We start from the raw sequence: 23,531 nt of genomic DNA on the forward strand, positions 1-23,531 counted from the left end.
TGAACCCATGGTAAAAGAGGCGGCGGGCTTTGCAAACTGTTATTCGCGCCGTGGGACCGGGGGGCGCTTTTTTTGGCATTTTGCGCTTTATTACGTTTTCCGCAGCAAAGCGCCTTCCCGGCGTGTATGTCAAATTGTTACTCTATAGGCTTGCGGCCAGGGCACCCTTGCAGACAGATCCCCGGCTGATGGAATTATATTGCGACGGCGTTGCCATACAGTGTGTCATTTGAACCCTGCGCTGGCGCTGCCGCGCTGAAAAGAGGTGAGTCATAACAACATGGATATTAACAACAAAGCACGTATTCACTGGGCTTGCCGTCGTGGCATGCGCGAGCTGGACATCTCCATCATGCCGTTCTTCGAATACGAATACGACAGCCTGAATGACGCGGACAAGGCGCTGTTTATCCGCCTGCTGGAGTGTGACGATCCCGATCTGTTCAACTGGCTGATGAATCATGGCGCGCCGCAGGACGGCGAGCTGCAGAGAATGGTGACCCTGATCCAAACGCGAAATAAAGACCGTGGCCCAGTGGCGATGTGATATCCGCATTTCCTGGCGCACCCAGCTTTTTTCCCTGTTGACTCATGGCGTTCTGATCTTGCTGATCCTGATTTCGCCCTGGCCGGAAGGTTATGGCCCGCTTTGGCTGGTGCTGCTGACGCTGGTGGTGTTTCAGTGCATTCGTAGCCAGAAGCGCATCGCCGCAGTGCAGGGCGAGCTGCGGCTGCTGGCGGACCGGCGTTTCAGCTGGCACGGCCGAGAATGGCGGCTGGCGAAAAAGCCCTGGATGCCGGGCTACGGCCTGCTGCTGACGCTGCAGCCGATGGAAGGCAAAAAGCGCCGCCGGCTGTGGCTGGCTTCCGACTGCATGAGCAAAGAGGAGTGGCGCCACCTGCGGCAGCTGTTGCTGTATCCGCCGGCGGGTAACGGCGAGGAACCCTGATGAAACCCGTGCTCTGGTTGGTGGAGGATGAACCCAGCATTGCCGATACGCTGGTTTACACGCTGGAGAGCGAAGGCTTCGAAGTACGCTGGTTCGAACGTGCGGAACCGGCGTTGCAGGCGCTGGCGCAAGGCGCGCCCGCGCTTGCTATCCTCGATGTCGGTTTGCCGGATATCAACGGTTTTGAATTGTGTCGCCGCCTGCTGGCTCAGGCGGCTGACCTGCCGATTCTGTTTCTTACCGCCCGCAGTGATGAAGTGGATCGCCTGATCGGGCTGGAGATCGGCGCCGACGACTATGTCGCCAAGCCGTTCTCCCCTCGCGAGGTCAGCGCCCGGGTGCGCACCATTTTGCGCCGCCTGCATAAGCAGCAGCGCCTGCAACAGAGCGCGCGCTACCATTTCGGCGCTTTCACGCTCGACGAAGACGCGGCCACCATCTCCTACCATCAGCGGCCGCTGCCGCTGACCCGTTACGAATACCTGCTGCTGAAGACGCTGTTGTTGGCGCCTGGACGGGTGTTCTCGCGGCAGCAACTGATGGAAAGCGTTTGGGCGCAAGCGGAAGAAAGCCTGGATCGCACCGTCGATACCCACATCAAAACGCTGCGCGCCAAGCTGCGTGCGGTTGAGCCCGGTGAGCCGCCCATCCACACCCACCGCGGATTGGGCTACAGCGTGAGCCGCCAGCCATGAAAATTGGCCTGCGCCTGCTGCTGGGATATTTTCTGATCGTGGCGGTGGCCGGGTACTTCGTGCTGAGCATTTTCGTCCAGGAAGTGAAGCCCGGCGTGCGGCGCGCTACCGAAGGCACGCTGGTGGACACCGCCAACCTGTTGGCGCAAATCGCCCGTCAGGACATGCAGCGCGGCGATGCGGCGCATGGCCAACTGGCGCAGGCGTTCACGCAGCTGAACCAGCGGCCGATCGGCGCCAATATCTCCGGCATCCGCAAGGATCGCAGTGAATACCACGTCTATCTGACCGATGCCCAGGGCCGGGTCATTTTCGATTCTGCCGGCCGCGCGCAGGGGCAAGACTACTCGCGCTGGAATGACGTTTATCGGACGCTGCGCGGCCAGTACGGCGCCCGCAGCACCCGTAGTGATCCAGAAGATGAAAACAGTTCGGTGATGTATGTGGCCGCGCCGGTGATAGAGCAAGGGCGTATTATCGGCGTGCTCACCGTGGGCAAACCCAACAGCACCATGGCGCCGGTGATCAAACGCAGCGAACGGCGCATTCTATGGGCCGGCGCGTTGCTGCTGGGGATTGCGTTGCTGATCGGCGCGGTATTCGTCTGGTGGATCAACCGTTCGATAGGCCGGCTGGTGCGTTATGCCGACGGGGTGGCGCAAGGGGAAAACGCGCCGCTGCCCAAAGTGGGCGGGCGGGAATTGACGCAGCTGGCGCAGGCGTTGGAGAGCATGCGGCTGAAGCTGGAAGGCAAAGCTTATATCGAACAGTATGCACATACCCTGACGCATGAGCTGAAAAGCCCACTGGCGGCGATCAGGGGCGCGGCGGAGCTGTTGCAGGAGCTGCCACCGCCGGAGACCGCCCGGCGTTTTCTCACCAATATCGAGCAGCAAAGCGCACGCATCCAACAGCTGGTGGACAAACTGCTGGTGCAGGCGCGGCTGGAGAGTCGGCCAGACATGGAAACCGCGCCGATTGCGATCGCGGCGCTGGTCAGCCAGACGATGGCGGGCAAAGAGGCGCAGGCGACGCAACGCGGCGTCAGATTGCAACTGGAGGCGTTGGCGGAGGTGACGCTGAACGGCGATGCGTTGCTAATCAGCCAGGCGCTGACCAACCTGCTGGACAATGCGATCGACTTTACCCCGCCGGGCGGTTGCGTCAGCGTGCGAGGCGAACGGCGGGAACAGCATTACTGCATCAGCGTTTGCGATGACGGCAGCGGCATTCCGGACTATGCGCTCGATAAGGTGTTCGAGCGTTTTTATTCGCTGCCGCGCGCCGAACGGCCGAAAAGCAGCGGGCTGGGACTGAACTTCGTGCAGGAGGTCGCCCGTCTGCATCATGGTGGCATTCACCTGTGCAACCGCCGGCCGCACGGGGTGGAAGCGACGTTTATGTTATCGCTGTGACTTCACCTTCCCTTCACATAACCACATTCTGATTTCACCTGCGGATTTTATCGTGGCCTCATAACCTACGAGGAGCGAGCATGATGAAATCGGTACTTTTCTGGAAAATAACCACGCTGCTGGGATTGATGGTGGTGATGTTGATCCCCATCGCCCAACTGATGAGCGTGATCGACGAACGCAGCGGCTATCGGCAAAGCGTGGTCGGGCAGGTGAGCGAAAGCACCAGCGGGGCGCAGCGCGTGCTCGGCCCGTTGATTGTCATTCCCTATGTCGAACGTGAAGAGAAGAAAGACGAGAAAGGACAAACGGTAGTGCAGCGGGTACAGCATTACCGCTATTTGCTGCCTGAGTCGCTTCAGGTGCAGGGGGCGCCGAAAGTAGAGGTGCGCAAACTGGGTATTTATCAAACGCAGGTTTACCAGGGGCCGCTGAGCTTCAAGGTGCGTTTCGGCCAGCCGGAGCTGACGGATTTGCAACGTGCCAACGTGACCGTCGGCCAGCCGTTCCTGCTGGTGGCGCTGAGCGACTCTCGCGGCATCAAGCGCATTTCCCCGCTGGGATTGCCGCAGCCGGTGGCGTTTGAGCCGGGCACCGGCGTGGGATCGTTGCGCCAGGGGATCCACGCCCCGCTGACGCTGGCGATGCTGCAACAAAAAGAGGGGCTGAACGCCGACTTCACCCTGACGTTGGCGGGCACCAGCAGCCTGTCGCTGGTGCCGTTGGGGCGCAGCAGCGAGCTGCAGCTGCAAAGCAACTGGCCGCATCCGAATTTCCTCGGCAACTTCCTGCCGGACGAACGCAAGGTAACGGAGCAGGGGTTTAGCGCTCGCTGGCGCAGCACCTGGTTTGCCAACAACATCAACAGTGCGTTCTATTACGACGATGCTATTATCGACGAGGACAAGCTGCCGGCCTTCAGCGCCAGCCTGGTCGAACCGGTCGATCACTATCAGCTGACCGAGCGCGCGGTCAAATACGCGCTGCTGTTTATCGGGCTGACGTTTATGGCGTTTTTCCTGTTCGAAACCCTGACCGGGCTGCGGGTGCACCCGATTCAGTACCTGCTGGTCGGCGCGGCGCTGGTGTTGTTCTACCTGATTCTGCTGGCCTTCTCCGAACACCTGGGATTCGCTTTCGCTTACCTGGCGGCCAGCATCGCCTGCAGCGGACTGATCGGCTTCTATCTGAGCGCCGTACTGCGCGGCAAGCTGCGCGGTGCGCTGTTCGCTGCGAGCCTATTGCTGTTGTACGGCGTGCTCTATTTGCTGTTGCAGTCGGAGGATAATGCGTTGGTGCTGGGGGCCGGGCTACTGTTTGCCATTCTGGCGGGCATTATGCTGTTGACGCGCAAGCTGGACTGGTACCAGGTGGCCGATCCGGCGCGTTTGACCAAGGAAACGCCGGCCGGGGAAGAGGAGCCACGCTTCCGTCTGTGGAAATAAGCGAGGGAAATCGGGCGCGTTCAGCGCCCGAGAGCGGCTACAGCAGCGGTTCCATTTCCAACAGGATCTGTTCGCACCATTGCTGCAGGCGCTCTTCGCTCAGATCGTATTGGTTGACCTCATCGAGCGCCAGGCCGACAAAGTGTTTGCCGTCGGCACTCAGCGGTTTGGGGCTGGTGAACTCGAAGCCCTCGGTTGGCCAGAAGCCGATGAACTGCACGCCCAGCGGCGCGATCTGATCGTGCAGCATGCCCAGCGCGTCAAGGAACCACTCACCGTAACCGAGCTGATCGCCCATGCCGTACATGGCGACGATCTTGCCTTTCAGATCCAGCTCTTGCAGCTGCGGCCAGATCGCTTCCCAGTCTTCCTGCAGTTCGCCGAAATCCCAGGTCGGGATGCCGAGGATCAGAATGGAATAGTCCTCCATCAGCTTGGGCGAGACGTCTTTCAGGTTGTGCAGGTCGACCAGGTCTTCACCCAGAATCTCACGGATTTTTTCTGCCGCCATCTCGGTGTAGCAGGTGCTGGAGCCGTAAAACAGACCAATCTTCATGTGTAAACCGTTACGTTGCTGTTTAGAGAATTGCAGCGAGTATACCTGATTTGCGTCGGCTTAAGGCATAATGGCGCGGGTGGAAATGCAACAAAGAGAGGACCGCGTGCAACAGCAAGACAATGCGCTGATTGAACAATTCCTGGATGCGCTGTGGCTTGAGCGCAATCTGGCGGAAAATACGCTGGCCTCCTACCGGCTGGATTTGCAGGCCCTGGGCACCTGGCTTGGCCAGCAAAATACCGCCTTGCTGCAGGCGCAGGCGTTGGATCTGCAGGCGTTTCTCGCCGAGCGGGTGGACGGCGGCTACAAGGCTACCAGCTCCGCGCGCTTGCTGAGCGCCATGCGCCGCCTGTTTCAGTACCTGTACCGCGAGAAGCTGCGCGCCGACGATCCCACCGCGCAACTGGCGTCTCCCAAGCTGCCGCAGCGTTTGCCTAAGGATCTGAGCGAGGCGCAGGTCGATGCGCTGCTGCAGGCGCCCTGCGTCGATCAACCGCTGGAGCTGCGCGACAAGGCGATGCTCGAAGTGTTGTACGCCACCGGGCTGCGGGTTTCCGAACTGGTGGGGCTGAGCATCAGCGACGTCAGCCTGCGCCAGGGCGTGGTGCGGGTGATCGGCAAGGGCAACAAGGAGCGGCTGGTGCCGCTGGGTGAAGAGGCGGTCTACTGGATAGAAAACTATCTGGAACACGGCCGCCCGTGGCTGGTCAACGGCCAGACGCTGGATGTGCTGTTCCCCAGCAATCGTTGCCAGCAAATGACCCGACAGACGTTCTGGCATCGCATCAAACACTATGCCATCCTTGCGGGCATCGACAGCGAGCGTCTGTCGCCGCACGTGTTGCGGCACGCGTTCGCCACCCATTTGCTGAACCATGGGGCCGATCTCCGTGTCGTACAGATGTTGTTAGGGCACAGCGATCTCTCGACCACGCAAATTTATACACATGTAGCGACCGAACGACTGAAACAGCTACATCAACAGCATCACCCGCGCGCCTGAGCGGCGGGTTCGAAAGGATTGGAACAATGAAAAAAGGTTTAATGCTGCTCTCTCTGCTGGTGGCTTCGGTGGCCGGCGCCGCCCATGCCGATGACGCGGCGATCAAAAAAGCGCTCGCCAGCCTGGGCATTCAGCAGGCGGACGTGCAGCCTTCGCCGGTCAACGGCCTGAAAACCGTGCTGACCGACAGCGGCGTGCTGTACGCCTCCGAAGACGGCAAGCACATCCTGCAGGGCCCGCTGTTCGACGTCAGCGGCAAAGAGCCGGTCAACGTGACCAACCAACTGCTGGGCACCAAGATGGACGCGCTGAAAGATCAGATGATCGTTTACAAAGCGCCGAAAGAGAAACACGTGATCACCGTGTTCACCGACATCACCTGCGGTTACTGTCACAAACTGCATCAGCAGATGAAAGAGTACAACGATCTGGGCATTACCGTGCGTTACCTGGCATTCCCGCGCCAGGGGCTGGCTTCCCAGGCTGAAAAAGACATGCAGTCGATCTGGTGCACCGCCGACAAGGCCAAGGCGTTCGACGCCGCCATGAAGGGTGATGCCGTTTCTCCGGCGACCTGCAAAACCGACATCAGCAAGCATTACGAGCTGGGCGTGCAGTTCGGCATTCAGGGCACGCCGGCCATCATTCTGGAAAACGGCATGATGATCCCGGGCTATCAGGGGCCGAAAGAGATGGCCGCCATGCTGGATGCGCACCAGGCCGCCACCAAAGCCGGTGGTTAATCGCCGGTGAGTATTAAAACGCAACTACGCCGCCGCCCGGCGGCGGACGACACGCATTTGCCCGCCAGTTTGCCGCCGCTGCTGCGTCGGCTTTACGCCCTGCGCGGCGTGCAGGCTGAGCAAGAGCTGGAACGCGGCGTCAAGGGCATGCTGCCCTGGCAACAGCTGGACGGCATCGACGACGCCGTCGGCCTGCTGCAACAGGCGCTGGCCGACGGTCGCCGTATCATGGTGGTGGGCGATTTCGACGCCGACGGTGCCACCAGCACCGCGCTGACGGTGCTGGCGCTGCGCAGCATGGGCGGCGCAGCCGTCGATTATCTGGTGCCTAACCGTTTCGAAGACGGTTATGGCCTGAGCCCCGAAGTGGTGGAGCAGGCGGCGGCACGCGGCGCAGAACTCATTGTCACCGTCGATAACGGCATCTCCTCCCACGCCGGCGTCGACGTGGCGCACGCCAAGGGCATGCAGGTGCTGGTGACCGATCATCACCTGCCGGGCGAGACCCTGCCGGCGGCCGAAGCGATCGTTAACCCCAACCTGCGCGGCTGCGCCTTCCCGTCCAAATCGCTGGCGGGGGTTGGTGTCGCGTTCTACCTGATGCTGGCGCTGCGCGCCCGCCTGCGGGACAGCGGCTGGTTCGAGCAGCGCGCGCTGGCGATGCCCAATCTGGCGGAGCTGCTGGACCTGGTGGCGCTCGGCACCGTGGCCGACGTGGTGCCGCTGGATGCCAACAACCGTATTCTGGTGTATCAGGGGTTAAACCGCATCCGCGCCGGCAAATGCCGACCGGGCATCCGCGCGCTGCTTGAAGTGGCTAATCGCGATGCCCGCCAACTGGCGGCCAACGATCTCGGTTTCGCCCTCGGCCCGCGCCTCAATGCCGCCGGCCGGCTGGACGACATGTCTATCGGCGTGGCGCTGCTGCTGAGCGACGACATTGCGCAGGCGCGTATGCTGGCCAACGATCTCGATGCGCTGAACCAGACGCGACGCGAGATAGAGCAAGGCATGCAGGTGGAAGCCCTGCAGCTGTGCGATCAGCTGGAGCGCACCAGCACCGAGCTGCCTTACGGGCTGGCGATGTATCACCCGGAATGGCACCAGGGCGTGGTGGGCATCCTCGCTTCGCGCATCAAAGAGCGTTTCCACCGCCCGGTGATCGCGTTCGCACCGGCGGGCGACGGCATACTGAAAGGCTCCGGCCGTTCGGTGCCCGGCCTGCACATGCGCGATGCGCTGGAGCGGCTGGATATGCTGAACCCCGGGCTGATGATGAAGTTCGGCGGCCACGCGATGGCGGCCGGATTGTCGCTGGAAGAGGCCAAATTCGACGAGTTCCGCCAGCGTTTCGGCGAGTTGGTGGGTGAATGGCTCGATCCGGCGATGTTGGAAGGGGTGATCTGGTCCGACGGCGAACTGGCGATGCAGGAGCTGTCGCTGACAACGGCGGAGCTGCTGCGCGAGGGCGGCCCGTGGGGCCAGGCGTTCCCGGAACCGACCTTCGACGGCAAGTTCCGCATCCTGCAGCAGCGGCTGGTGGGCGAGAAACACCTGAAGCTGATGGTGGAGCCGCTCGGCGGCGGCCCGTTGCTCGACGGCATCGCGTTCAACGTGGACACCACGCTGTGGCCTGACAGCAGCGTGCGCGAGGTGGAACTGGCCTACAAGCTCGACGTCAACGAGTTTCGCGGCAACCGCAACGTGCAGCTGCTGATCCAGCATCTTTGGCCGCGCTGAGGCGAAATTGACGTTCGTGCATCGGTAAGTGACTGGTGCACGAACGCTCATCAGTTTCGTGGTGAGATGATCAGGCTGGCGACCCCTTTCTGTTCGATAATTTCCAGCATTCTGAGCGCGGCTCCCTGGGGTTTTACCGCGTTACGTTCCCATTTTTGTACGCTGGTGGTCGACATGTTGACCACGGCCGCTAAATCGGCCTGGCTCAAGCCGAGCCGTCTGCGCAGCATTTTGATGCGTGCGCCGTCCATTTGATCATGCTGCTCACGCTGGGCATGTTGTTCCTGCGCCTGTACTCGTGTGGCGATGTTGCGTACGGTATCGTCTGACACCGCACCGATCTCATTAAAACGCTGTGCCATTTTTTGCAGTCTGAGCAGGCGATTATCAGTCATCGCATTTCACCTCTCGCAAGTAGCCGCTATCGATGGCTCGTTTGATAATTTCCGGCGGCATGGCAAGAAAATCTCTGGCGAGCTCGCGCTAGGTTGCCAATTCATCATCGTTGATTTCTTTTGCACCGTTCTGTTTTACGGTGTTTTTCAGCCATCCATCAATAAAATACTGATGACGACCGCGTTTAAACGCCACGATGGATCGAGCGCCACCCCGTTTACCCCGATTGAGCGAAATACGTTTCTTGTAGACGCCGCCGCCCAGATCGCCGTCATGGTTACCGTGTGCGAGTTCGTGAGCCGCGGTGCAAATCTTTTGATCGACGATGCGATTTTTCTTCATAAATTTGTCGAAATCATCCGTGACGAAAATGTCCATTTTGGCACCGCCTGTCCCTGTGAGTCATCATAGCGACTATAGTCTCAATGACCACATTGCTCAATACTTGAACAGCTTAGCGGCGTGAGGGGCACCGGTAATAAAACGCTGGTGAAATTCCTGCTCTTCCTGCCACCCGCTTTGTCGCCCGATCGCCACAAAAACTGACCAACTCGCTATAAACTGCCGCCCGGATCCGTTAGAATTAGCGGTTCCAATGGCATTCCGCCATCGACGACATCAACGTAAAAGAACGAAACCATGTTTGAAATTAATCCGGTAAAAAACCGAATTCAGGACCTGTCCGAGCGGACTGCGGTTCTTAGGGGGTATCTTTGACTATGATGCCAAGAAGGAACGCCTAGAAGAAGTCAACGCCGAGCTGGAGCAGCCGGACGTTTGGAACGAGCCGGAACGCGCACAGGCGCTCGGCAAAGAGCGCGCCGCGCTGGAAGCCATCGTTGAAACCATCGATCAGCTGGAGCAGGGCGGCGAAGACGTCGGCGGGCTGCTGGAACTGGCGGTGGAAGCCGACGACGAAGAAACCTTCAACGAAGCGGTCGCCGAGCTGGATCAACTGATGAGCAAGCTGGATCAGTTGGAATTCCGCCGCATGTTCTCCGGCGAATACGACAGCGCCGACTGCTACCTGGATATCCAGGCCGGCTCCGGCGGCACCGAAGCGCAAGACTGGGCCAGCATGCTGCTGCGCATGTACCTGCGCTGGGCCGAAGCCAAGGGCTTCAAGACCGAAGTGATCGAAGAATCCGACGGCGACGTCGCGGGCCTGAAATCGGCCACCATCAAGATCATCGGCGACTACGCGTTCGGCTGGTTGCGCACTGAAACCGGCGTGCATCGCCTGGTGCGCAAGAGCCCGTTCGATTCCGGCGGCCGTCGCCACACCTCGTTCAGCTCGGTGTTCATCTACCCGGAAGTGGACGACGATATCGATATCGAAATCAACCCGGCGGATCTGCGTATCGACGTGTACCGCGCCTCCGGTGCGGGCGGTCAGCACGTCAACAAGACCGAATCCGCCGTACGTATTACTCACCTGCCAACCAACATCGTGGTGCAGTGCCAGAACGATCGTTCTCAGCATAAGAACAAGGATCAAGCGTTTAAACAGCTGCGAGCCAAGCTGTACGAGTTTGAGATGCAAAAGAAAAATGCTGATAAGCAGACGATGGAAGACAACAAGTCCGACATCGGCTGGGGCAGCCAAATCCGTTCTTACGTGCTGGATGACTCCCGCATCAAGGATTTGCGCACCAACGTCGAAACGCGTAACACGCAGGCCGTACTGGATGGCGACCTGGATAAATTCATTGAGGCAAGTTTGAAAGCCGGGTTATGAGGAATAGAAATGTCTGAACAACAAGTACAGGGCGCCGATCAGGCGCTGGATCTCAATAACGAACTGCAGTCCCGCCGCGAGAAGCTGGCCGGCCTGCGTGAGAACGGCATTGCGTTCCCGAATGACTTCCGTCGCGATTCCACCTCCGACAAACTGCACGCCGCGTACGGTGATAAAGACAACGAAGAGCTGGAAGCGCTGGGCGTAGAAGTGACCGTCGCCGGCCGTATGATGACCCGCCGCATTATGGGCAAGGCATCCTTCGTTACGCTGCAGGACGTGGGCGGCCGCATTCAGCTGTACGTCGCGCGCGACGATCTGGCTGAAGGCGTGTACAACGAGCAGTTCAAGAAGTGGGACCTGGGCGATATCCTCGGCGCGCGCGGCAAGCTGTTCAAAACCAAGACCGGCGAACTGTCGATCCACTGCACCGAGCTGCGTCTGCTGACCAAAGCGCTGCGCCCGCTGCCGGACAAATTCCACGGCCTGGCAGATCAGGAAACCCGTTACCGCCAGCGTTACCTGGATCTGATCGCCAACGAAGAGTCGCGCAACACCTTCAAAGTGCGTTCGCAGGTGATGTCGGCTATCCGTAACTTCATGGTGGAACGCGGCTTCATGGAAGTCGAAACCCCGATGATGCAGGTGATCCCGGGCGGCGCATCCGCGCGTCCGTTCATCACGCACCACAATGCGCTGGATATCGATATGTACCTGCGCATCGCGCCGGAACTGTATCTGAAGCGCCTGGTGGTCGGTGGCTTCGAACGCGTGTTCGAAATCAACCGCAACTTCCGCAACGAAGGCGTTTCTCCGCGTCACAACCCAGAGTTCACCATGATGGAACTCTACATGGCTTACGCGGATTACAAAGACCTGATCGAGCTGACCGAGACCCTGTTCCGCACCCTGACCGAGAAAGTGCTGGGCACCTCTCAGGTGCAGTACGGCGACGAAGTGTTCGACTTCGGCAAGCCGTTCGAGAAGCTGACCATGACCGAGGCGATCAAGAAATACCGTCCGGAAACCGATCTGGCTGACCTGGCCGACATGGGTAAAGCGGTGGCCATCGCCGAATCCATCGGCATCAAGGTTGAGAAGAGCTGGGGTCTGGGCCGCGTCGTGACCGAGATCTTCGAAGAAGTGGCGGAAAGCCATCTGATTCAGCCGACCTTCATCACCGAGTACCCGGCTGAAGTGTCGCCGCTGGCGCGCCGCAACGACGTGAACCCGGAAATCACCGACCGCTTCGAGTTCTTCATCGGCGGCCGTGAAATCGGCAACGGCTTCTCCGAGCTGAACGACGCCGAAGACCAGGCGCAGCGCTTCGCCGATCAGGTGAACGCCAAAGACGCCGGCGACGACGAAGCGATGTTCTACGACGAAGATTACGTTACCGCGCTGGAGCACGGCCTGCCGCCGACCGCCGGTCTGGGCATCGGTATCGACCGTATGGTGATGCTGTTCACCAACAGCCACACCATCCGCGACGTGATTCTGTTCCCGGCGATGCGCCCGCAGAAATAATCGCGTTTAGCGTGAAACAACCGGTGCGGGAAACTGCGCCGGTTTTTTTTCGTCTACGGGACTTAACCGCTTAAAACATCGACAGTTACGCGCCATCTCCGCTTGCCCGCCGCCGATAACCGGTTATAATGCCTGTCGCACACCGATGCGGGTGTAGTTCAATGGTAGAACGGCAGCTTCCCAAGCTGCATACGAGGGTTCGATTCCCTTCACCCGCTCCAAAACCTCCGTAAACATCACCCCATTGAGCTATAACCGTTTTCAGAAAAGCTGATTCTCAACGATTGCATCACCGTTTGGTGTGGGTTGACGTGTGAGACGAGCAAGCCGCTGGCCTGGCATCTTACCGCGATAACACAACGCGCCATCCAGTCCTGCTGCGGGTGTGAGCCACCGTTGCTGCCCACACCGCGCCATTGCCGCTTAGCTCCATTTCTGTTTAGCCCCGGAGGGCAGGCGGTTATCCGTTTCTTCGCAGGAGCGATCGCATTCTTTCGGCAGCAGGAAGGTGATACTTCCCGCCAGCAGCAGCGATGCCGCCAGCGCGCAAACCGCGACGTTCTGTCCGTACACATAAATCATGACGCCTACCAGATAGGGGCCGCAGAACCCACCGAGGTTGCCCAGCCCGTTGATCACCCCGCGTGCGCTGCCCGCCACTTCTGCCGTCGCAATGCGTCCGGGAATTGACCAGAAGGGGCTGGTCGCCGCTTTAAGGAAGAAGCCGCACACCACCAACGCGATATAGGCGGCCACCACGTGCTCATGCAGGATCACCGAGGCTATCAGCGCCGCCGCAAAACAGTACAGGGAGATCCTGACCCACAAACGGCGTTTACCGCTGCGATCGCTGAACATCGAAATCACATAAATCCCCGCCAGAGTGGCAACAAACGGCAGGATCGCCAATACCCCAACATTGGCCATGCTGCCACCGGTCAGGTTTTTCAAGATGGTGGGCAGCCACAACGTATATCCATAGTCTCCGGTCTGGTAAAAGAAATTCAGCACGACCAGGCGCATCAATCCCTTGTTGCGAAACACCGATTTTAACGGTGCTTTTGCCGCCGGCACCATCCCTTCTCGCGCTTTGCGCTCCCGGGCCAGTTCGGTCAATAAATAGTCGCGTTCCTTCGCCGGCAGCCAACGCGCCTCTTCCGGACGGTCACTGATCACCAGCCACCAAATGGCCAGCACCACGACCGACAACAAGCCTTCGATAATGAACAGCCAGCGCCAGTCGAGAGTGGCAATAATCGCGCCGGAAACTGGGGCAGTCAGCATCCCCCCTAGTGGGGCAAACATCATGACAAAGGCATTGGCCCGGCCCAGTTCTTTTTCCGGGAACCAATTGCTGACCATGGTCAGCACGACGGGCAACATTCCTCCTTCGGAGATCCCGAGAATAAAACGCAGCACGAGCAGCTGATACTGATGGGTGACAAAGCCGGTGGCGATAGAGACAATCGCCCAGGCCACGAGCGACCAGGCGATAAAACGTTTCCCGCTACCGTAAACCGCAAGTCGTCCGCCAGGGATTTGCAGAAATAAATAACCAATAAAAAATATCCCACTGGCCACGCCAGCCATTTGGCTGGTAATACCTAAATCCTGTTCCATGCCGCCCGGCAGAGCAAAGCTGATATTAACGCGATCCATAAATGAAATAATGCAGGTGACAAGGATCGGCGCGATAACCCGCAGCCAGCGAGTTCCTGGTATTTTATCGGTCATAGTAATGCCTCGATGATATCCGCCACGATAAGCGGATATTTTGTTAGGCTGAATAAAAATGATGGTGCGCCATTCAGGCGATCATTTTTATTGAATTAAGCCAGGAATATCCTGATGGGAAAAATAACCTGCGAGATTATCCAAAACGGATTGGCTCATTCCCTGGCGGGTTTCTACGGTAGCGCTGGCCACGTGGGGCTGAAGCAAAACATTCTCGAGCGCAAAAAACGCTGTCGGGACATGGGGCTCGTTTTCAAACACATCCAGAGCGGCCCCGGCGATAACATGATTTTGTAACGCCTTTATCAGCGCCGCCTCATCGACCAGGCTGCCGCGGGCGATATTGATAAGCCAGGCACGATCGGGCATGGCGTTAAATACGCTGGCATCAATAATCCCGCGGTTTTCCGCACTGCCAGATGCCGCGATCACCAGGAAATCACTCTGCGCTGCGAGCGTGTGCAGATCGGCGCACCACTGGTAATCCAGGTCGTCTTTGCGCCGGCGGTCAGTATACAGGATGGTCATATCGAAGCCTTTCGCCCGGCGGGCGATGGCTTGGCCAATATTCCCCATGCCAAAAATACCGATGCGCTTACCGCTCACTTTGGTCGCCAGCGGTGGCGGCGTCGTTTCCCAGCGGCCTTCGCGTACAAAACGGTCTCCTTGGCAGAGGCGGCGGCTGGCGGACAGCAAGAGCCCCATCGCCAGATCGGCCACATCATCGGTCAGCACGCCGGCGGTGATCCCGACGCTGATATGGCGTTCCCGGGTGTAGTTGAGGTCGATAGCGTCGGTTCCCACGCCAAAAACAGCAATCATGCCCGCCTGCGGCAGCTGCTCCAGCGTCTCCCGGGTTACCCCCACGTCGCCACGGGTGACCACCGCCTGAACGTCTGCGCCATGGCGAGCCAGGAAGGCTGGAATATCTGATTGTTCATAGAGACGGAATACCCGGTAACTGGCGTCCAACGCGGCCTGTAAAGCATCCATCACCGGCGCGATAAGTAAAATGGTAGGTTGAGTGTCAGTGTGCATCGTTGCGATCCTGTCTGAAAACAATAGGGGATATCCTGTATCAGACGTTTTTTTACCGCTTATTATTGCGATCTACATCACGCCAAAGAGTGTTAAAAAAGCATGTTACTGCTGGCGTGATCTCGTGTGCAATTTCGTGGCTTCTGTCGATTATTATCGGGGGCGATAGCCCGTTATGCCCGTAGGCGGAGAGTGTGAAATCGGTCGATTCTGGTGAAAAGGGTGAATAGCCAGTGATTTTCTGCCGTGGATCACAGGATAAGTAACGCTGTTTCGTAACACTTAATTAAGTGACTTTTGTCACAGTTTTAAACGGCTAAAAACCGTGAGATAGGCCATGACTTATTTCACCATGCCGAATGGCCTTTCAGGTGGAGTTTACTCACAGTGGTGATAGGTTGTAAATATTAGAAACAAAGCGGTTTGCTTTGTTGTTTATTCATAGTGGCGCCCGTAGAACGATCTAATAGTGATTCTGCCGTAATTACGCCGAGATTGCGTGTTGCCATAACACTATCCAACCATTGTTTTTGTCGGTGAAATACCGAGCCGATATTGACCAGAGAAAATATTATGATTATTGATGCTTTAACCACTGCCGTAAATAATAGGTTCTATCCGGCGGCCATCCGTAAAATGCTGGCCAGTATTATTGAAAATGAGCCGTACAATTTACCTGTCGGGCACTATCAGGTGCAGGGTAAACAGATGTTCTTTAACGTCGTTGAAGGGGAAACCAAACTATTGGCCGACCAGAAGCCAGAGTTTCATCGCCAGTATCTGGATATCCATCTTGTCCTGGAAGGGAAAGAAGTGATTGGCGCCGGGGTTCTGGGGCTACCTCTGCCCCTGAGTGAGCCGTTTAACGAGGCGCACGATCTTGGGTTTAGCCCGGCGATCCCCGGTGAGACTCTCATCCACCTGCAACCCGGTGAACTGGCTGTTATCTTCCCGGGTGAGTTGCACCGCCCGATGAGTACCTGCACGGCACCGGCAGCTCTGCGTAAAATTGTGGCGAAAATCGACTGCGCCCTGCTGACGTAGCAAGACGTTCAGCGGCGGCTGGTATCGCGACTTCAGGCTGCCCGGCGGAAAGCCTCGCTCATCCGCTGTCTGCAGCGATTCCGAAGAATACGCCTTTCCCGTCAAAGCCATAGCCCCTAATTTTTAAAGATTGAGTTGGGTTGAATAAATTTACGGCAGAGATTACGCCGTATTATTTACAGGGATATTTTCTTCAGGTTCACATTACATCCTTAAAGGCCGTGAGTTTACCTCTGTAGTCGATGTAGCCAATCTCATAACGCCTTGATCTTTTAATGCGGTTCCTCCCCATTGGCACAATTTTTTATTTTGGTTTGCCTGCGTTCTGATAGATATTAAAAAAACTATATAAAAATAAATTATTTCGGAGCTAACAATGTCGTTGCAAATCGTGCTTACCCGCAGGGAGGCGCTGGGAAAAATGGTGGGCGTCATCGTCGCCGCCAGCCTGTTGCCTTATTCAAATATAACCTATGCCGAACGGGCACAAATTGCCGCCTCGCCCGTTGAATACGCGCAATTTTTGCAAATTTCGAGAAAAATTACCGAGTTTGACGATTTGGACGTCACCCTCTCCGCCCGCTTTTTTTCCGCACTGCGCGAACATTTTCCGCAGTTGAACTCGCAACTCAACGCCCTGTTCACCCTGAGCCAGCAAGCTACCGATGCGGAAACCTTGAACCGACATGCGATTGAACAGGGGCAGAGGGAGCTTATTCAGGCCATCGTGACCGCGTGGTATACCGGAACCGTAGATCCTTCAAGCGCCGAGCAGGGTCAGTTGATTACCTATAAAGAGGCGCTGATGTATCGCACGGTTCAGGATGCCCTGATTGTTCCGACCTGGTGCAATTTTGGTCCGCTGTGGTGGACCGGCTTGCCGCCGGGCGTTACTCGCCAACCTTCCATTCCCGCAACAGATTTGCCTGCCGTAGCCGATAAAAAATATGGGGACCGCGTGTGAAAAGCCCAATAATTAATGCTTCCGGCGATGCAGAGGCCGATGTCGTCATTGTCGGTTCCGGTATTGTGGGCGGTCTGATGGCGGATGCTTTGGTGAGCCAGGGCTACTCGGTGCTGGTACTTGAGGCAGGCCCGCGCATTGAGCGCGCACAGGCTGTGGAAAACTGGCGCAATATGCCACTGCACAATCGTGCGGGGTCGGATTTTCAGGGGCTTTACCCGCAATCGGAGTACGCCACCGCGCCGCTCTATTTCCCGGAGAACGACTATATCAAACTGACCGGCCCCAATGGCTCTGGCTTTAAACAGGGCTATTTGCGTGTGGTGGGGGGAACCACCTGGCACTGGGCCGCTTCTTGCTGGCGCAACCATCCCAATGATTTTCGCATGAAATCTCTCTATGGCGTGGGGAGAGACTGGCCTATTTCTTACGAAGATATCGAACCGTGGTACGCGAAAGCCGAAGAGGAAATAGGCGTTGCCGGCCCGAATAATCCGGAGTGGCAGTCCCCTGCGGAACGCAGCGGGCCTTACCCGATGGACATGGTGCCTTGGGCCTACGGCGACAGACGCATTGCTGAGATTGTTAATCCTCACGGTTTTAAATCGGTGCCCATTCCGCAAGGCCGCAGCACCCGGCCCTGGAATGGACGGCCCACCTGCTGCGGCAATAACAATTGCCAGCCGATTTGCCCGATCGGGGCGATGTACAACGGTATTCACCACGTTGAACGGGCCGAACACAAGGGGGCGAAGGTGATCCCTGAAGCGGTGGTGTACAAAATTGACACCGACGACAATAACCGCGTCACCGCCGTTCACTGGTATGACACGGCGCACAACTCCCATCGGGCGATCGGTAAAACGTTCGTTCTGGCCTGCAATGGGATTGAGAACCCGCGCTTGCTGCTGCTGGCGGCCAACGAAAAGAACCCGAACGGCATCGCGAACAGCTCGGATCAGGTGGGACGCAACATGATGGATCACTCGGGCCTGCACTGCTCCTTCCTGGCGCGAGAGGCCCTGTGGGTTGGCCGCGGCCCGGCGCAGAGCAGCTGCATGGTGGGGTATCGTGACGGCGCGTTCCGCAGCGACCACTCCGCCAACAAGATCATCATCAACAACATCAACCGGGTGATCCCCTCCGCCCTTGAAGTCCTGAAAACGGGCAAGGTCGGCAAGGCGCTGCAGGATGAAGTGCGCGATCGCGCCAGCCGCTCGGTGGATCTCTCCATCAGCCTGGAACCGCTGCCGGACCCGAACAACCGTCTGACCCTGAGCCCCACTCGCAAAGACAAGCATGGCCTGGCCTGCCCGGACATCCACTACGACGTCGGCGATTACGTGCGCAAAGGGCTGGAAGTGGTCAAAACCCAGCTACGGCAGATTGGCGACTTGTTCGATGCGCAAGAGTTTGTGATTAACGACAAGCTGAATGCCAACAACCACATTATGGGCGGCACGATCATGGGCAGCGACCCCACGAACTCGGTGGTGAACGGTAATTGCCGTGCTCACGATCACGACAACCTTTGGATCCCGGGTGGAGGCGCCATGGTTTCAGCCAGCGTTGTCAACACCACGTTGACGATGGCGGCGCTTGGACTCAAGGCGGCCAATGACGTACTTCGAGCCCTGGAGAGCAAATGAATAAAATCACCCACGCGCTGGCAGCGACGCTGCTGCTGGGAAGCGGTTTTGCGGCGCATGCCCAGGACGGCGATCTGATCGCTAAAGGGCAAGCGCTGGCTATCGCCTCGGACTGCATGGCCTGCCATACGAATACGCAGCAGCAGGGTAAACCTTTTGCCGGGGGGTACGGCATCGCTTCCCCTATGGGCACTATCTACGCCACCAATATTACTCCATCGGTAAAATACGGCATCGGCGGCTATTCCGAAGCGGCGTTTGCCGACGTTCTGCGCGCCGGGATCCGGAAAGATGGGGCGTATCTCTATCCGGCCATGCCCTACACCGCCTACACCCGTCTGAGTGATGACGAGATCCACGCTCTGTATACCTATTTCATGTATGGCGTTGCCCCGGTCGATGAGCCGGCCAAGCACCAAACCGATCTGCCGTTTCCGTTCAACATCCGCCTCTCCATGGCGGTGTGGAACAGGCTTTATTTGGACAATCGGCGCTTCACCCCGGATCTGACGAAAGGTGAGGCGTGGAACGAAGGGGCCGCGCTGGTGCAGGGCCCGGCTCACTGTGGAACCTGTCATACGCCGCGTAATATGCTGATGGCGGAAGACAATTCGCGCTTCCTGATGGGGGCATCGTTGGGCTCTTGGTACGCGCCGAATATCACCGCAGATCGCCAAGAAGGGATCGGTGGCTGGAGCGAGCAGGAGTTAGTGGCCTACCTGAAAACCGGTCGGGCGGAAGGGCGCGCGCAAGCGGCGGGGCCAATGGCTGAAGCCGTTGAGCACAGCTTCCAATACCTGACCGACCGGCAGCTGCAGGCGATAGCGACTTACCTGAAGACCGTGCCGTCACAGGGCGATGAGCGCCAGGGCAATAGCTTTAGTCAAGCGCATTACAACGTTGAGCACCATCTCCGCGGCATCAATTCGCCCAACGCCAACCACACGCTCAATAGCGGCGAGGCGCTCTACAGCGGCTACTGCGCCAGTTGCCATCAGCCGGACGGCAGCGGCAGTTTGAACCAGGCCTACCCTTCGCTGTTCAACAACTCCACCACGGCCGCGAGCAATCCGTCAAACCTGATTGCCGTCATTTTGCAGGGGGTTGATCGCCGGGTTGACGGTAAGCACGTACTGATGCCGAGCTTTGGCGCCGGTTCCTATGTCGGAGAGCTGACGGATAAGCAGGTTGCCGATATCGCTAACTTCGTGCTGCAGAAATACGGCAACAGCACGCTGAGCGTGACTGAGGCGGACGTGAGTGAAGTCCGCGCCGGGGGCCCGAAACCGCTGTTGGCGCGCGCGCAGCCGATGATTCTGCCTGGCATGGCCGTCGCGGCGGTCGTCATTATTCTGCTGGTCCTATTCTGGCTCCGGCGCCGCAAGGCCCGTTAAGGAGACGTTCGGTCAGGTGGGTGGCGCCATCTGGCCGAATCTCTGGCCGGGATAACGAGTGATGCTCTTCTGGCTAAGCGGGCAATGATGGCCAGTGATAAAGTCACTGGCAGGGGCAAGTTATATTGTCTCCCCCATCGACAGGCGGAAGTGGAGATCGACACGTTCAATGGTCGGCAGCCCTTTAATTTTTTTTATTATGATTTCTGTCGCCACTTTCCCCATCTCATACCGTGGCGTCAATACGCTGGCTAACCGAGGGGTAATGATCTGCCCGATCTCAAGACCGTGAAATCCGGCAATGGCAATTTGCGCTGGAACGCTGATACCGTTTGCCAGACATTCCTGTAACACGCCCACGGCCAGATCGTCGTTGGTACAGAGAATCCCATCCATATCCGGATACATCTGGCTCGCAAGCGTCATCATGCCTGTTCCAATCGAAATGGAAGAGATCTTATTGGGGGAGATACGACCGGTAGGTAAATCATGGTTAGCCATTGCCTGACAGTATCCCGTATAACGCTGTTCATCGCGGATATCAGACATTGAACCAAAATAGATAATGCGTTTTTTACCGCTGGCCAGCAGCATGGTGGTCATATCGTAGCCGGCTTTCACATTATCAAAACCCACGTTAATTCGATCTGTATTGCCTGACAGCCCCATGATTTCAGCAACGGGTATTTTTGCCGTCTTCAGGAATTTTTCCGCCCGCAGACTATGGACCGACTCGGTCAGCAGCAGCCCTTTTATCTTAAAAGCCAGGATCGCGGCAATTTGCTCCTCTTCGCGTTTGCTGTTGTAGTCATAATTGACGACCAGCGTCTGATAACCCTGTATAGACGTCACGGATTCAATGCCGGCGAGGACATCAGCAAATATCAGATTGTTAAAAGAAGGAACCAGAACGCCGATGAGGGGAGGGCTATTGGAATAGAGGGCGGGATTGTCGGGATCGGCCTGATAGCCGACTTCCTCGATAACGGCGGCAATGCGCGCAGCTGTTTCCGGTTTAACCCTGTCCGGCGTGCGCAGATAGCGACTGACCGTCATTTTGGTTACACCCGCCAGTACAGCAATGTCATTTAACGTAATTCGCTGCGACTTCACCATTCATACTCATCTGACCCAGACCGTGTTTGTCATTATGCCCACTGCTGAGTCAAAAGAGAATGCGTGCAATGCGCTACCTCCGGCGTATCCGGTGACAACCGCACGATGCGCCGATCCCGGCTTCTTTTGCCGTTCCAGCATGAGTATGTTCATTATCCCCGCATTTCGTAACGGAGTGAAAGAAAGGCACGCATCAGCGTGCCGTGGACTCTCATGGAAGAAAAGGCGGGCAGTTTGATTCCTTTTCGTCCGCTCAACCCGCTCAATAAGGTGAGCGGGCCGATGTGGCGAGTTAACTGAGGATATCTTCGGCGATCACCTTAAACAGCGTGTCTATTTCGCCTTGGGTGTTGTAGTGCATCATGCCGATGCGCAGCACGCCGCCGTCCTGTAACCCCAACTGCTGGATCAGGCCCAGCGCATAGAAATGCCCGCTGCCGGCGCAGATGTTGTGCTGCCCCAGGCGGCGGGCGATTGCGTCAGGCGTATGGCCGCTGAAGGTCAGGGCGAAGGTCGGTGTGCGGCGCGCGCTGTCCGCCTGGGGATTGCCATAAAGCCGCACCCCGTCGAGCTGCTGCAGCCGCTGCATGAAGTGGCGGCACAGCGCCTCTTCATGCTGGTGGTAGGCGGCGAAGCTCTCCTGCAAACGCTGCCTTAACGGCGCGCCGGGCGAGCCCCACTGCGCCAGATACTCGATAGCGGCCGCGACGCCGGCCAGCGCTTCGAAGCTCTGAGTACCGGTCTCGAAACGGCCGGGGCCGACGTCGGTGGCCGGCTCGACTTTGTACGGACGCAGGCGCTGCAGCCACTGCGGCGCGATGTAGGCCATGCCGACGTGCGGGCCAAAGAACTTGTAGGCGGAGCACACCAGGAAATCACAGCCCAGCGCCTGTACGTCGATCAGGTTATGCGGGGCGTAATGAACGGCGTCGACATACACCTGCGCACCGACCCGATGCGCGGCTTCGACGATGGTTTTGATATCGACAATGCTGCCGGTGACGTTGGAGGCGTAGCTGACCGCCACCAGGCGGGTGTTGGCATTGATGCGCTCACACACTTTCGCGGCATCCAATGCGCAGTCGGCGCTTTCGAGCGGTATCTGATGCACCACGGCCCCTCTGTCGGCAGCGGCCTGCTGCCAGCTGGAGACGTTGGCGTAGTGATCCAGCGCGGTGACGATGACCTCATCGCCGGCCTGCCAGTCGCGGCTGATGATGCGGCTGAGATGGAAAGTCAGCGTGGTCATATTCATGCCGAAAACGATGTTGTCGGGCGAAGGCGCATTTAACAAGGCGCGCACCGATTCCCGCGCCTGGCCCATCACCTCGCCGGTGACTCGGCTGGAGAAGTAGTGGCCGCCCAGGTTGGCGTTGTATGCCCCCAGGTAATCCGTCATTTTTTCCAGCACGCCCCGTGAAACCTGCGCACCGCCGGGGCCGTCGAAAAAGATCGCCGGTTTGCCGTCGATGTGCTGGGACAGGGCGCTGAACTGGCGGCGGGCGAGCTCGGGAGTAAAGGTCATGCTTTCTCTCCCCGCGCGGTGAGGACGAAGAGGTCCAAATGGCCTTCTTCTGTTGGGCTCACGGCGTTGATCGGCGTGGCGTTGTGCCACAGTTTGCTGTCCGCCAGCAGCACGGCTTCGCCGTCCGCCAGCGCTTTTTTAAAGAAGGGATCGTGGTGACTGTCGTCATACAGCATGATTTCACCGCCGACGATGTTGTGCCGGTGAATGGCGATCATCGCGATGTGGTCGAAACCATCCTGGTGAATGCCTTCCGGCGCCACCTGGGTGTCTTTCTCGATGGCGACCACGCGCATCTGGTGGATCTCTATCTCGGCGCCTTCCGGCAGTTCGTTGCTTTCTGCAAACAGGTTGCACATCTCTGCCATGCCGGCGCTCTGCAACACGGCGCTGTCGATAGGTTCGAAGCGGCGCACCACGTTGCCCTGAAAGTGGTTGATCTGATCCGACTGCATGAAAGTGCGCGGCCCCACTTCGGCGACGTTGGGGTTGAGGTATTTGACGACCGAGTAACGGCGCAGGCGATATTTTCCGTCGGCGTGTTGCGTGTGGGGCAAGGAGGAGAACGATGGCATCAGCTGTTGGGTGGCTTGCGGGCTTAGTACAGTCATACTTATTACGTTTTCGTGTTTCTGTAACATAATCACCTCTAATAATAATAATTTCTGATGTTGTAGGGGGTAATTCGATTGAATTGTAGACGACTCTATAACCAACGCAATTTGGCGGTGGCGCGGTGTGACGGCGGTCGTAAAGTGGGGTGAACAGTAGAGAGGATGAGCGAAAGGGAATGCCGGTATGAAGCGGGTCATTCAGCAAAATAAGCGCTAACGGGGGGAGAATTCATGCGCAAGCA

The 23,531-nt window shown here is 58.0% G+C and carries 21 protein-coding genes, 1 tRNA gene and 1 pseudogene; 15 read left to right on the plus strand and 8 right to left on the minus strand.

What is annotated here, in order from left to right; translation table 11 throughout:
- The first annotated feature begins 280 nt into the window (after positions 1-280).
- The 5 genes from sdhE to creD all read left to right on the plus strand — a co-directional run bounded on the left by sdhE (position 281) and on the right by creD (position 4,505).
- The gene (gene sdhE / locus FOT55_RS06665) at positions 281-547 is read left to right on the plus strand and encodes an FAD assembly factor SdhE (RefSeq protein WP_004931679.1); all 267 of its coding nucleotides are present in this window, start codon (positions 281-283) and stop codon (positions 545-547) included.
- Positions 528-950: a protein YgfX gene (locus FOT55_RS06670; RefSeq protein ID WP_025304123.1), complete on the plus strand. Its 423-nt coding sequence runs from the start codon at positions 528-530 to the stop codon at positions 948-950. The genes sdhE and FOT55_RS06670 overlap by 20 nt, the downstream gene beginning before the upstream one ends.
- Positions 950-1,645 (plus strand): two-component system response regulator CreB, encoded by a 696-nt coding sequence (creB, locus tag FOT55_RS06675; RefSeq protein WP_025304122.1) that lies wholly within the window; start codon positions 950-952, stop codon positions 1,643-1,645. The genes FOT55_RS06670 and creB overlap by 1 nt, the downstream gene beginning before the upstream one ends.
- The gene (gene creC / locus FOT55_RS06680; protein WP_147823259.1) at positions 1,642-3,060 is read left to right on the plus strand and encodes a two-component system sensor histidine kinase CreC; all 1,419 of its coding nucleotides are present in this window, start codon (positions 1,642-1,644) and stop codon (positions 3,058-3,060) included. Before creB ends, creC begins: the two co-directional genes overlap by 4 nt.
- Positions 3,061-3,140: 80 nt before the next feature.
- Positions 3,141-4,505 carry a cell envelope integrity protein CreD gene (creD, locus tag FOT55_RS06685; RefSeq protein ID WP_147823260.1) on the plus strand — a complete coding sequence of 455 codons (1,365 nt, stop codon included), beginning with the start codon at positions 3,141-3,143 and terminating at the stop codon, positions 4,503-4,505.
- A gap of 37 nt (positions 4,506-4,542) precedes the next feature.
- On the opposite strand, the gene fldB is transcribed toward creD, so the two are convergent.
- Positions 4,543-5,061, minus strand: coding sequence for a flavodoxin FldB (gene fldB / locus FOT55_RS06690; RefSeq protein WP_147823261.1), 519 nt, complete (start codon positions 5,059-5,061; stop codon positions 4,543-4,545).
- Positions 5,062-5,167: 106 nt separating this feature from the next.
- On the opposite strand from fldB, the gene xerD reads away from it, so the two are divergent.
- Genes xerD through recJ form a run of 3 tightly spaced genes read left to right on the plus strand, consistent with a single transcriptional unit; the run spans position 5,168 to position 8,550 of the window.
- Complete coding sequence (xerD, locus tag FOT55_RS06695; protein WP_147823307.1) at positions 5,168-6,067, plus strand: site-specific tyrosine recombinase XerD; 900 nt, start codon at positions 5,168-5,170, stop codon at positions 6,065-6,067.
- A 26-nt stretch (positions 6,068-6,093) separates the two neighbouring features.
- Positions 6,094-6,810, plus strand: a complete 717-nt coding sequence (gene dsbC / locus FOT55_RS06700) for a bifunctional protein-disulfide isomerase/oxidoreductase DsbC (protein ID WP_025304118.1) — start codon at positions 6,094-6,096, stop codon at positions 6,808-6,810.
- A gap of 6 nt (positions 6,811-6,816) precedes the next feature.
- Positions 6,817-8,550 (plus strand): single-stranded-DNA-specific exonuclease RecJ, encoded by a 1,734-nt coding sequence (gene recJ / locus FOT55_RS06705; RefSeq protein WP_016929971.1) that lies wholly within the window; start codon positions 6,817-6,819, stop codon positions 8,548-8,550.
- Between the two features lie 50 nt (positions 8,551-8,600).
- Here the strand turns inward: recJ and FOT55_RS06710 are convergent, their stop codons facing one another.
- Complete coding sequence (locus FOT55_RS06710; RefSeq protein WP_025304117.1) at positions 8,601-8,945, minus strand: helix-turn-helix domain-containing protein; 345 nt, start codon at positions 8,943-8,945, stop codon at positions 8,601-8,603.
- Positions 8,938-9,324: pseudogene (locus FOT55_RS06715) on the minus strand (type II toxin-antitoxin system RelE/ParE family toxin). The gene FOT55_RS06710 and the pseudogene FOT55_RS06715 overlap by 8 nt, the downstream one beginning before the upstream one ends.
- Positions 9,325-9,585: 261 nt before the next feature.
- On the opposite strand from FOT55_RS06715, the gene prfB reads away from it, so the two are divergent.
- From prfB to FOT55_RS06730, 3 genes are all read left to right on the plus strand, one after another.
- Positions 9,586-10,684, plus strand: a protein-coding gene (gene prfB, locus FOT55_RS06720) for a peptide chain release factor 2 (RefSeq protein WP_096242572.1) whose coding sequence is annotated in 2 segments (ribosomal slippage) — positions 9,586-9,660 and positions 9,662-10,684 — 1,098 coding nt in all. Because the reading frame shifts where the segments join, the coding sequence is not laid out codon by codon here.
- A gap of 9 nt (positions 10,685-10,693) precedes the next feature.
- On the plus strand, positions 10,694-12,211 hold the full coding sequence (gene lysS / locus FOT55_RS06725) for a lysine--tRNA ligase (RefSeq protein ID WP_004931697.1): 1,518 nt from the start codon (positions 10,694-10,696) through the stop codon (positions 12,209-12,211).
- 147 nt (positions 12,212-12,358) lie between these two features.
- Positions 12,359-12,432, plus strand: a tRNA-Gly gene (locus tag FOT55_RS06730).
- A gap of 202 nt (positions 12,433-12,634) precedes the next feature.
- Here FOT55_RS06730 and FOT55_RS06735 read toward each other — a convergent pair.
- Both FOT55_RS06735 and FOT55_RS06740 read right to left on the minus strand, forming a co-directional pair.
- Positions 12,635-13,945 carry an MFS transporter gene (locus tag FOT55_RS06735; RefSeq protein WP_147823262.1) on the minus strand — a complete coding sequence of 437 codons (1,311 nt, stop codon included), beginning with the start codon at positions 13,943-13,945 and terminating at the stop codon, positions 12,635-12,637.
- A gap of 87 nt (positions 13,946-14,032) precedes the next feature.
- On the minus strand, positions 14,033-14,983 hold the full coding sequence (locus tag FOT55_RS06740) for a 2-hydroxyacid dehydrogenase (protein WP_089196229.1): 951 nt from the start codon (positions 14,981-14,983) through the stop codon (positions 14,033-14,035).
- A gap of 573 nt (positions 14,984-15,556) precedes the next feature.
- Here FOT55_RS06740 and FOT55_RS06745 point away from each other — a divergent pair.
- From FOT55_RS06745 to FOT55_RS06760, 4 genes are all read left to right on the plus strand, one after another.
- On the plus strand, positions 15,557-16,027 hold the full coding sequence (locus FOT55_RS06745) for a NanQ anomerase/TabA/YiaL family protein (RefSeq protein ID WP_025304114.1): 471 nt from the start codon (positions 15,557-15,559) through the stop codon (positions 16,025-16,027).
- A gap of 376 nt (positions 16,028-16,403) precedes the next feature.
- Positions 16,404-16,991, plus strand: coding sequence for a sugar dehydrogenase complex small subunit (locus FOT55_RS06750; protein ID WP_147823263.1), 588 nt, complete (start codon positions 16,404-16,406; stop codon positions 16,989-16,991).
- Complete coding sequence (locus FOT55_RS06755; RefSeq protein ID WP_025304112.1) at positions 16,988-18,640, plus strand: GMC family oxidoreductase; 1,653 nt, start codon at positions 16,988-16,990, stop codon at positions 18,638-18,640. Before FOT55_RS06750 ends, FOT55_RS06755 begins: the two co-directional genes overlap by 4 nt.
- On the plus strand, positions 18,637-20,034 hold the full coding sequence (locus FOT55_RS06760) for a c-type cytochrome (protein WP_147823264.1): 1,398 nt from the start codon (positions 18,637-18,639) through the stop codon (positions 20,032-20,034). Before FOT55_RS06755 ends, FOT55_RS06760 begins: the two co-directional genes overlap by 4 nt.
- Before the next feature lie 120 nt (positions 20,035-20,154).
- On the opposite strand, the gene FOT55_RS06765 is transcribed toward FOT55_RS06760, so the two are convergent.
- From FOT55_RS06765 to FOT55_RS06775, 3 genes are all read right to left on the minus strand, one after another.
- Complete coding sequence (locus tag FOT55_RS06765; protein ID WP_043142708.1) at positions 20,155-21,147, minus strand: LacI family DNA-binding transcriptional regulator; 993 nt, start codon at positions 21,145-21,147, stop codon at positions 20,155-20,157.
- A 295-nt stretch (positions 21,148-21,442) separates the two neighbouring features.
- Entirely contained in the window at positions 21,443-22,675 is a 1,233-nt protein-coding gene (locus FOT55_RS06770) for a cysteine desulfurase-like protein (RefSeq protein WP_147823265.1), read from the minus strand.
- Complete coding sequence (locus FOT55_RS06775) at positions 22,672-23,286, minus strand: 2OG-Fe dioxygenase family protein (RefSeq protein WP_225735536.1); 615 nt, start codon at positions 23,284-23,286, stop codon at positions 22,672-22,674. The genes FOT55_RS06770 and FOT55_RS06775 overlap by 4 nt, the downstream gene beginning before the upstream one ends.
- Between the last annotated feature and the right edge of the window lie 245 nt (positions 23,287-23,531).

Origin of the sequence: Serratia bockelmannii (genome assembly GCF_008011855.1) — a bacterium.
Lineage (GTDB): Bacteria > Pseudomonadota > Gammaproteobacteria > Enterobacterales > Enterobacteriaceae > Serratia > Serratia bockelmannii.

Bases quoted from the DNA above. Each gene is read 5' to 3' on its own strand.
- sdhE (WP_004931679.1), top strand. From the start codon at position 281: ATGGATATTAACAACAAAGCACGTATTCACTGGGCTTGCCGTCGTGGC.
- creB (WP_025304122.1), top strand. From the start codon at position 950: ATGAAACCCGTGCTCTGGTTGGTGGAGGATGAACCCAGCATTGCCGAT.
- creC (WP_147823259.1), top strand. From the start codon at position 1,642: ATGAAAATTGGCCTGCGCCTGCTGCTGGGATATTTTCTGATCGTGGCG.
- creD (WP_147823260.1), top strand. From the start codon at position 3,141: ATGATGAAATCGGTACTTTTCTGGAAAATAACCACGCTGCTGGGATTG.
- fldB (WP_147823261.1), bottom strand. From the start codon at position 5,061: ATGAAGATTGGTCTGTTTTACGGCTCCAGCACCTGCTACACCGAGATG.
- dsbC (WP_025304118.1), top strand. From the start codon at position 6,094: ATGAAAAAAGGTTTAATGCTGCTCTCTCTGCTGGTGGCTTCGGTGGCC.
- FOT55_RS06710 (WP_025304117.1), bottom strand. From the start codon at position 8,945: ATGACTGATAATCGCCTGCTCAGACTGCAAAAAATGGCACAGCGTTTT.
- lysS (WP_004931697.1), top strand. From the start codon at position 10,694: ATGTCTGAACAACAAGTACAGGGCGCCGATCAGGCGCTGGATCTCAAT.
- FOT55_RS06735 (WP_147823262.1), bottom strand. From the start codon at position 13,945: ATGACCGATAAAATACCAGGAACTCGCTGGCTGCGGGTTATCGCGCCG.
- FOT55_RS06740 (WP_089196229.1), bottom strand. From the start codon at position 14,983: ATGCACACTGACACTCAACCTACCATTTTACTTATCGCGCCGGTGATG.
- FOT55_RS06745 (WP_025304114.1), top strand. From the start codon at position 15,557: ATGATTATTGATGCTTTAACCACTGCCGTAAATAATAGGTTCTATCCG.
- FOT55_RS06750 (WP_147823263.1), top strand. From the start codon at position 16,404: ATGTCGTTGCAAATCGTGCTTACCCGCAGGGAGGCGCTGGGAAAAATG.
- FOT55_RS06760 (WP_147823264.1), top strand. From the start codon at position 18,637: ATGAATAAAATCACCCACGCGCTGGCAGCGACGCTGCTGCTGGGAAGC.
- FOT55_RS06770 (WP_147823265.1), bottom strand. From the start codon at position 22,675: ATGACCTTTACTCCCGAGCTCGCCCGCCGCCAGTTCAGCGCCCTGTCC.
- FOT55_RS06775 (WP_225735536.1), bottom strand. From the start codon at position 23,286: ATGACTGTACTAAGCCCGCAAGCCACCCAACAGCTGATGCCATCGTTC.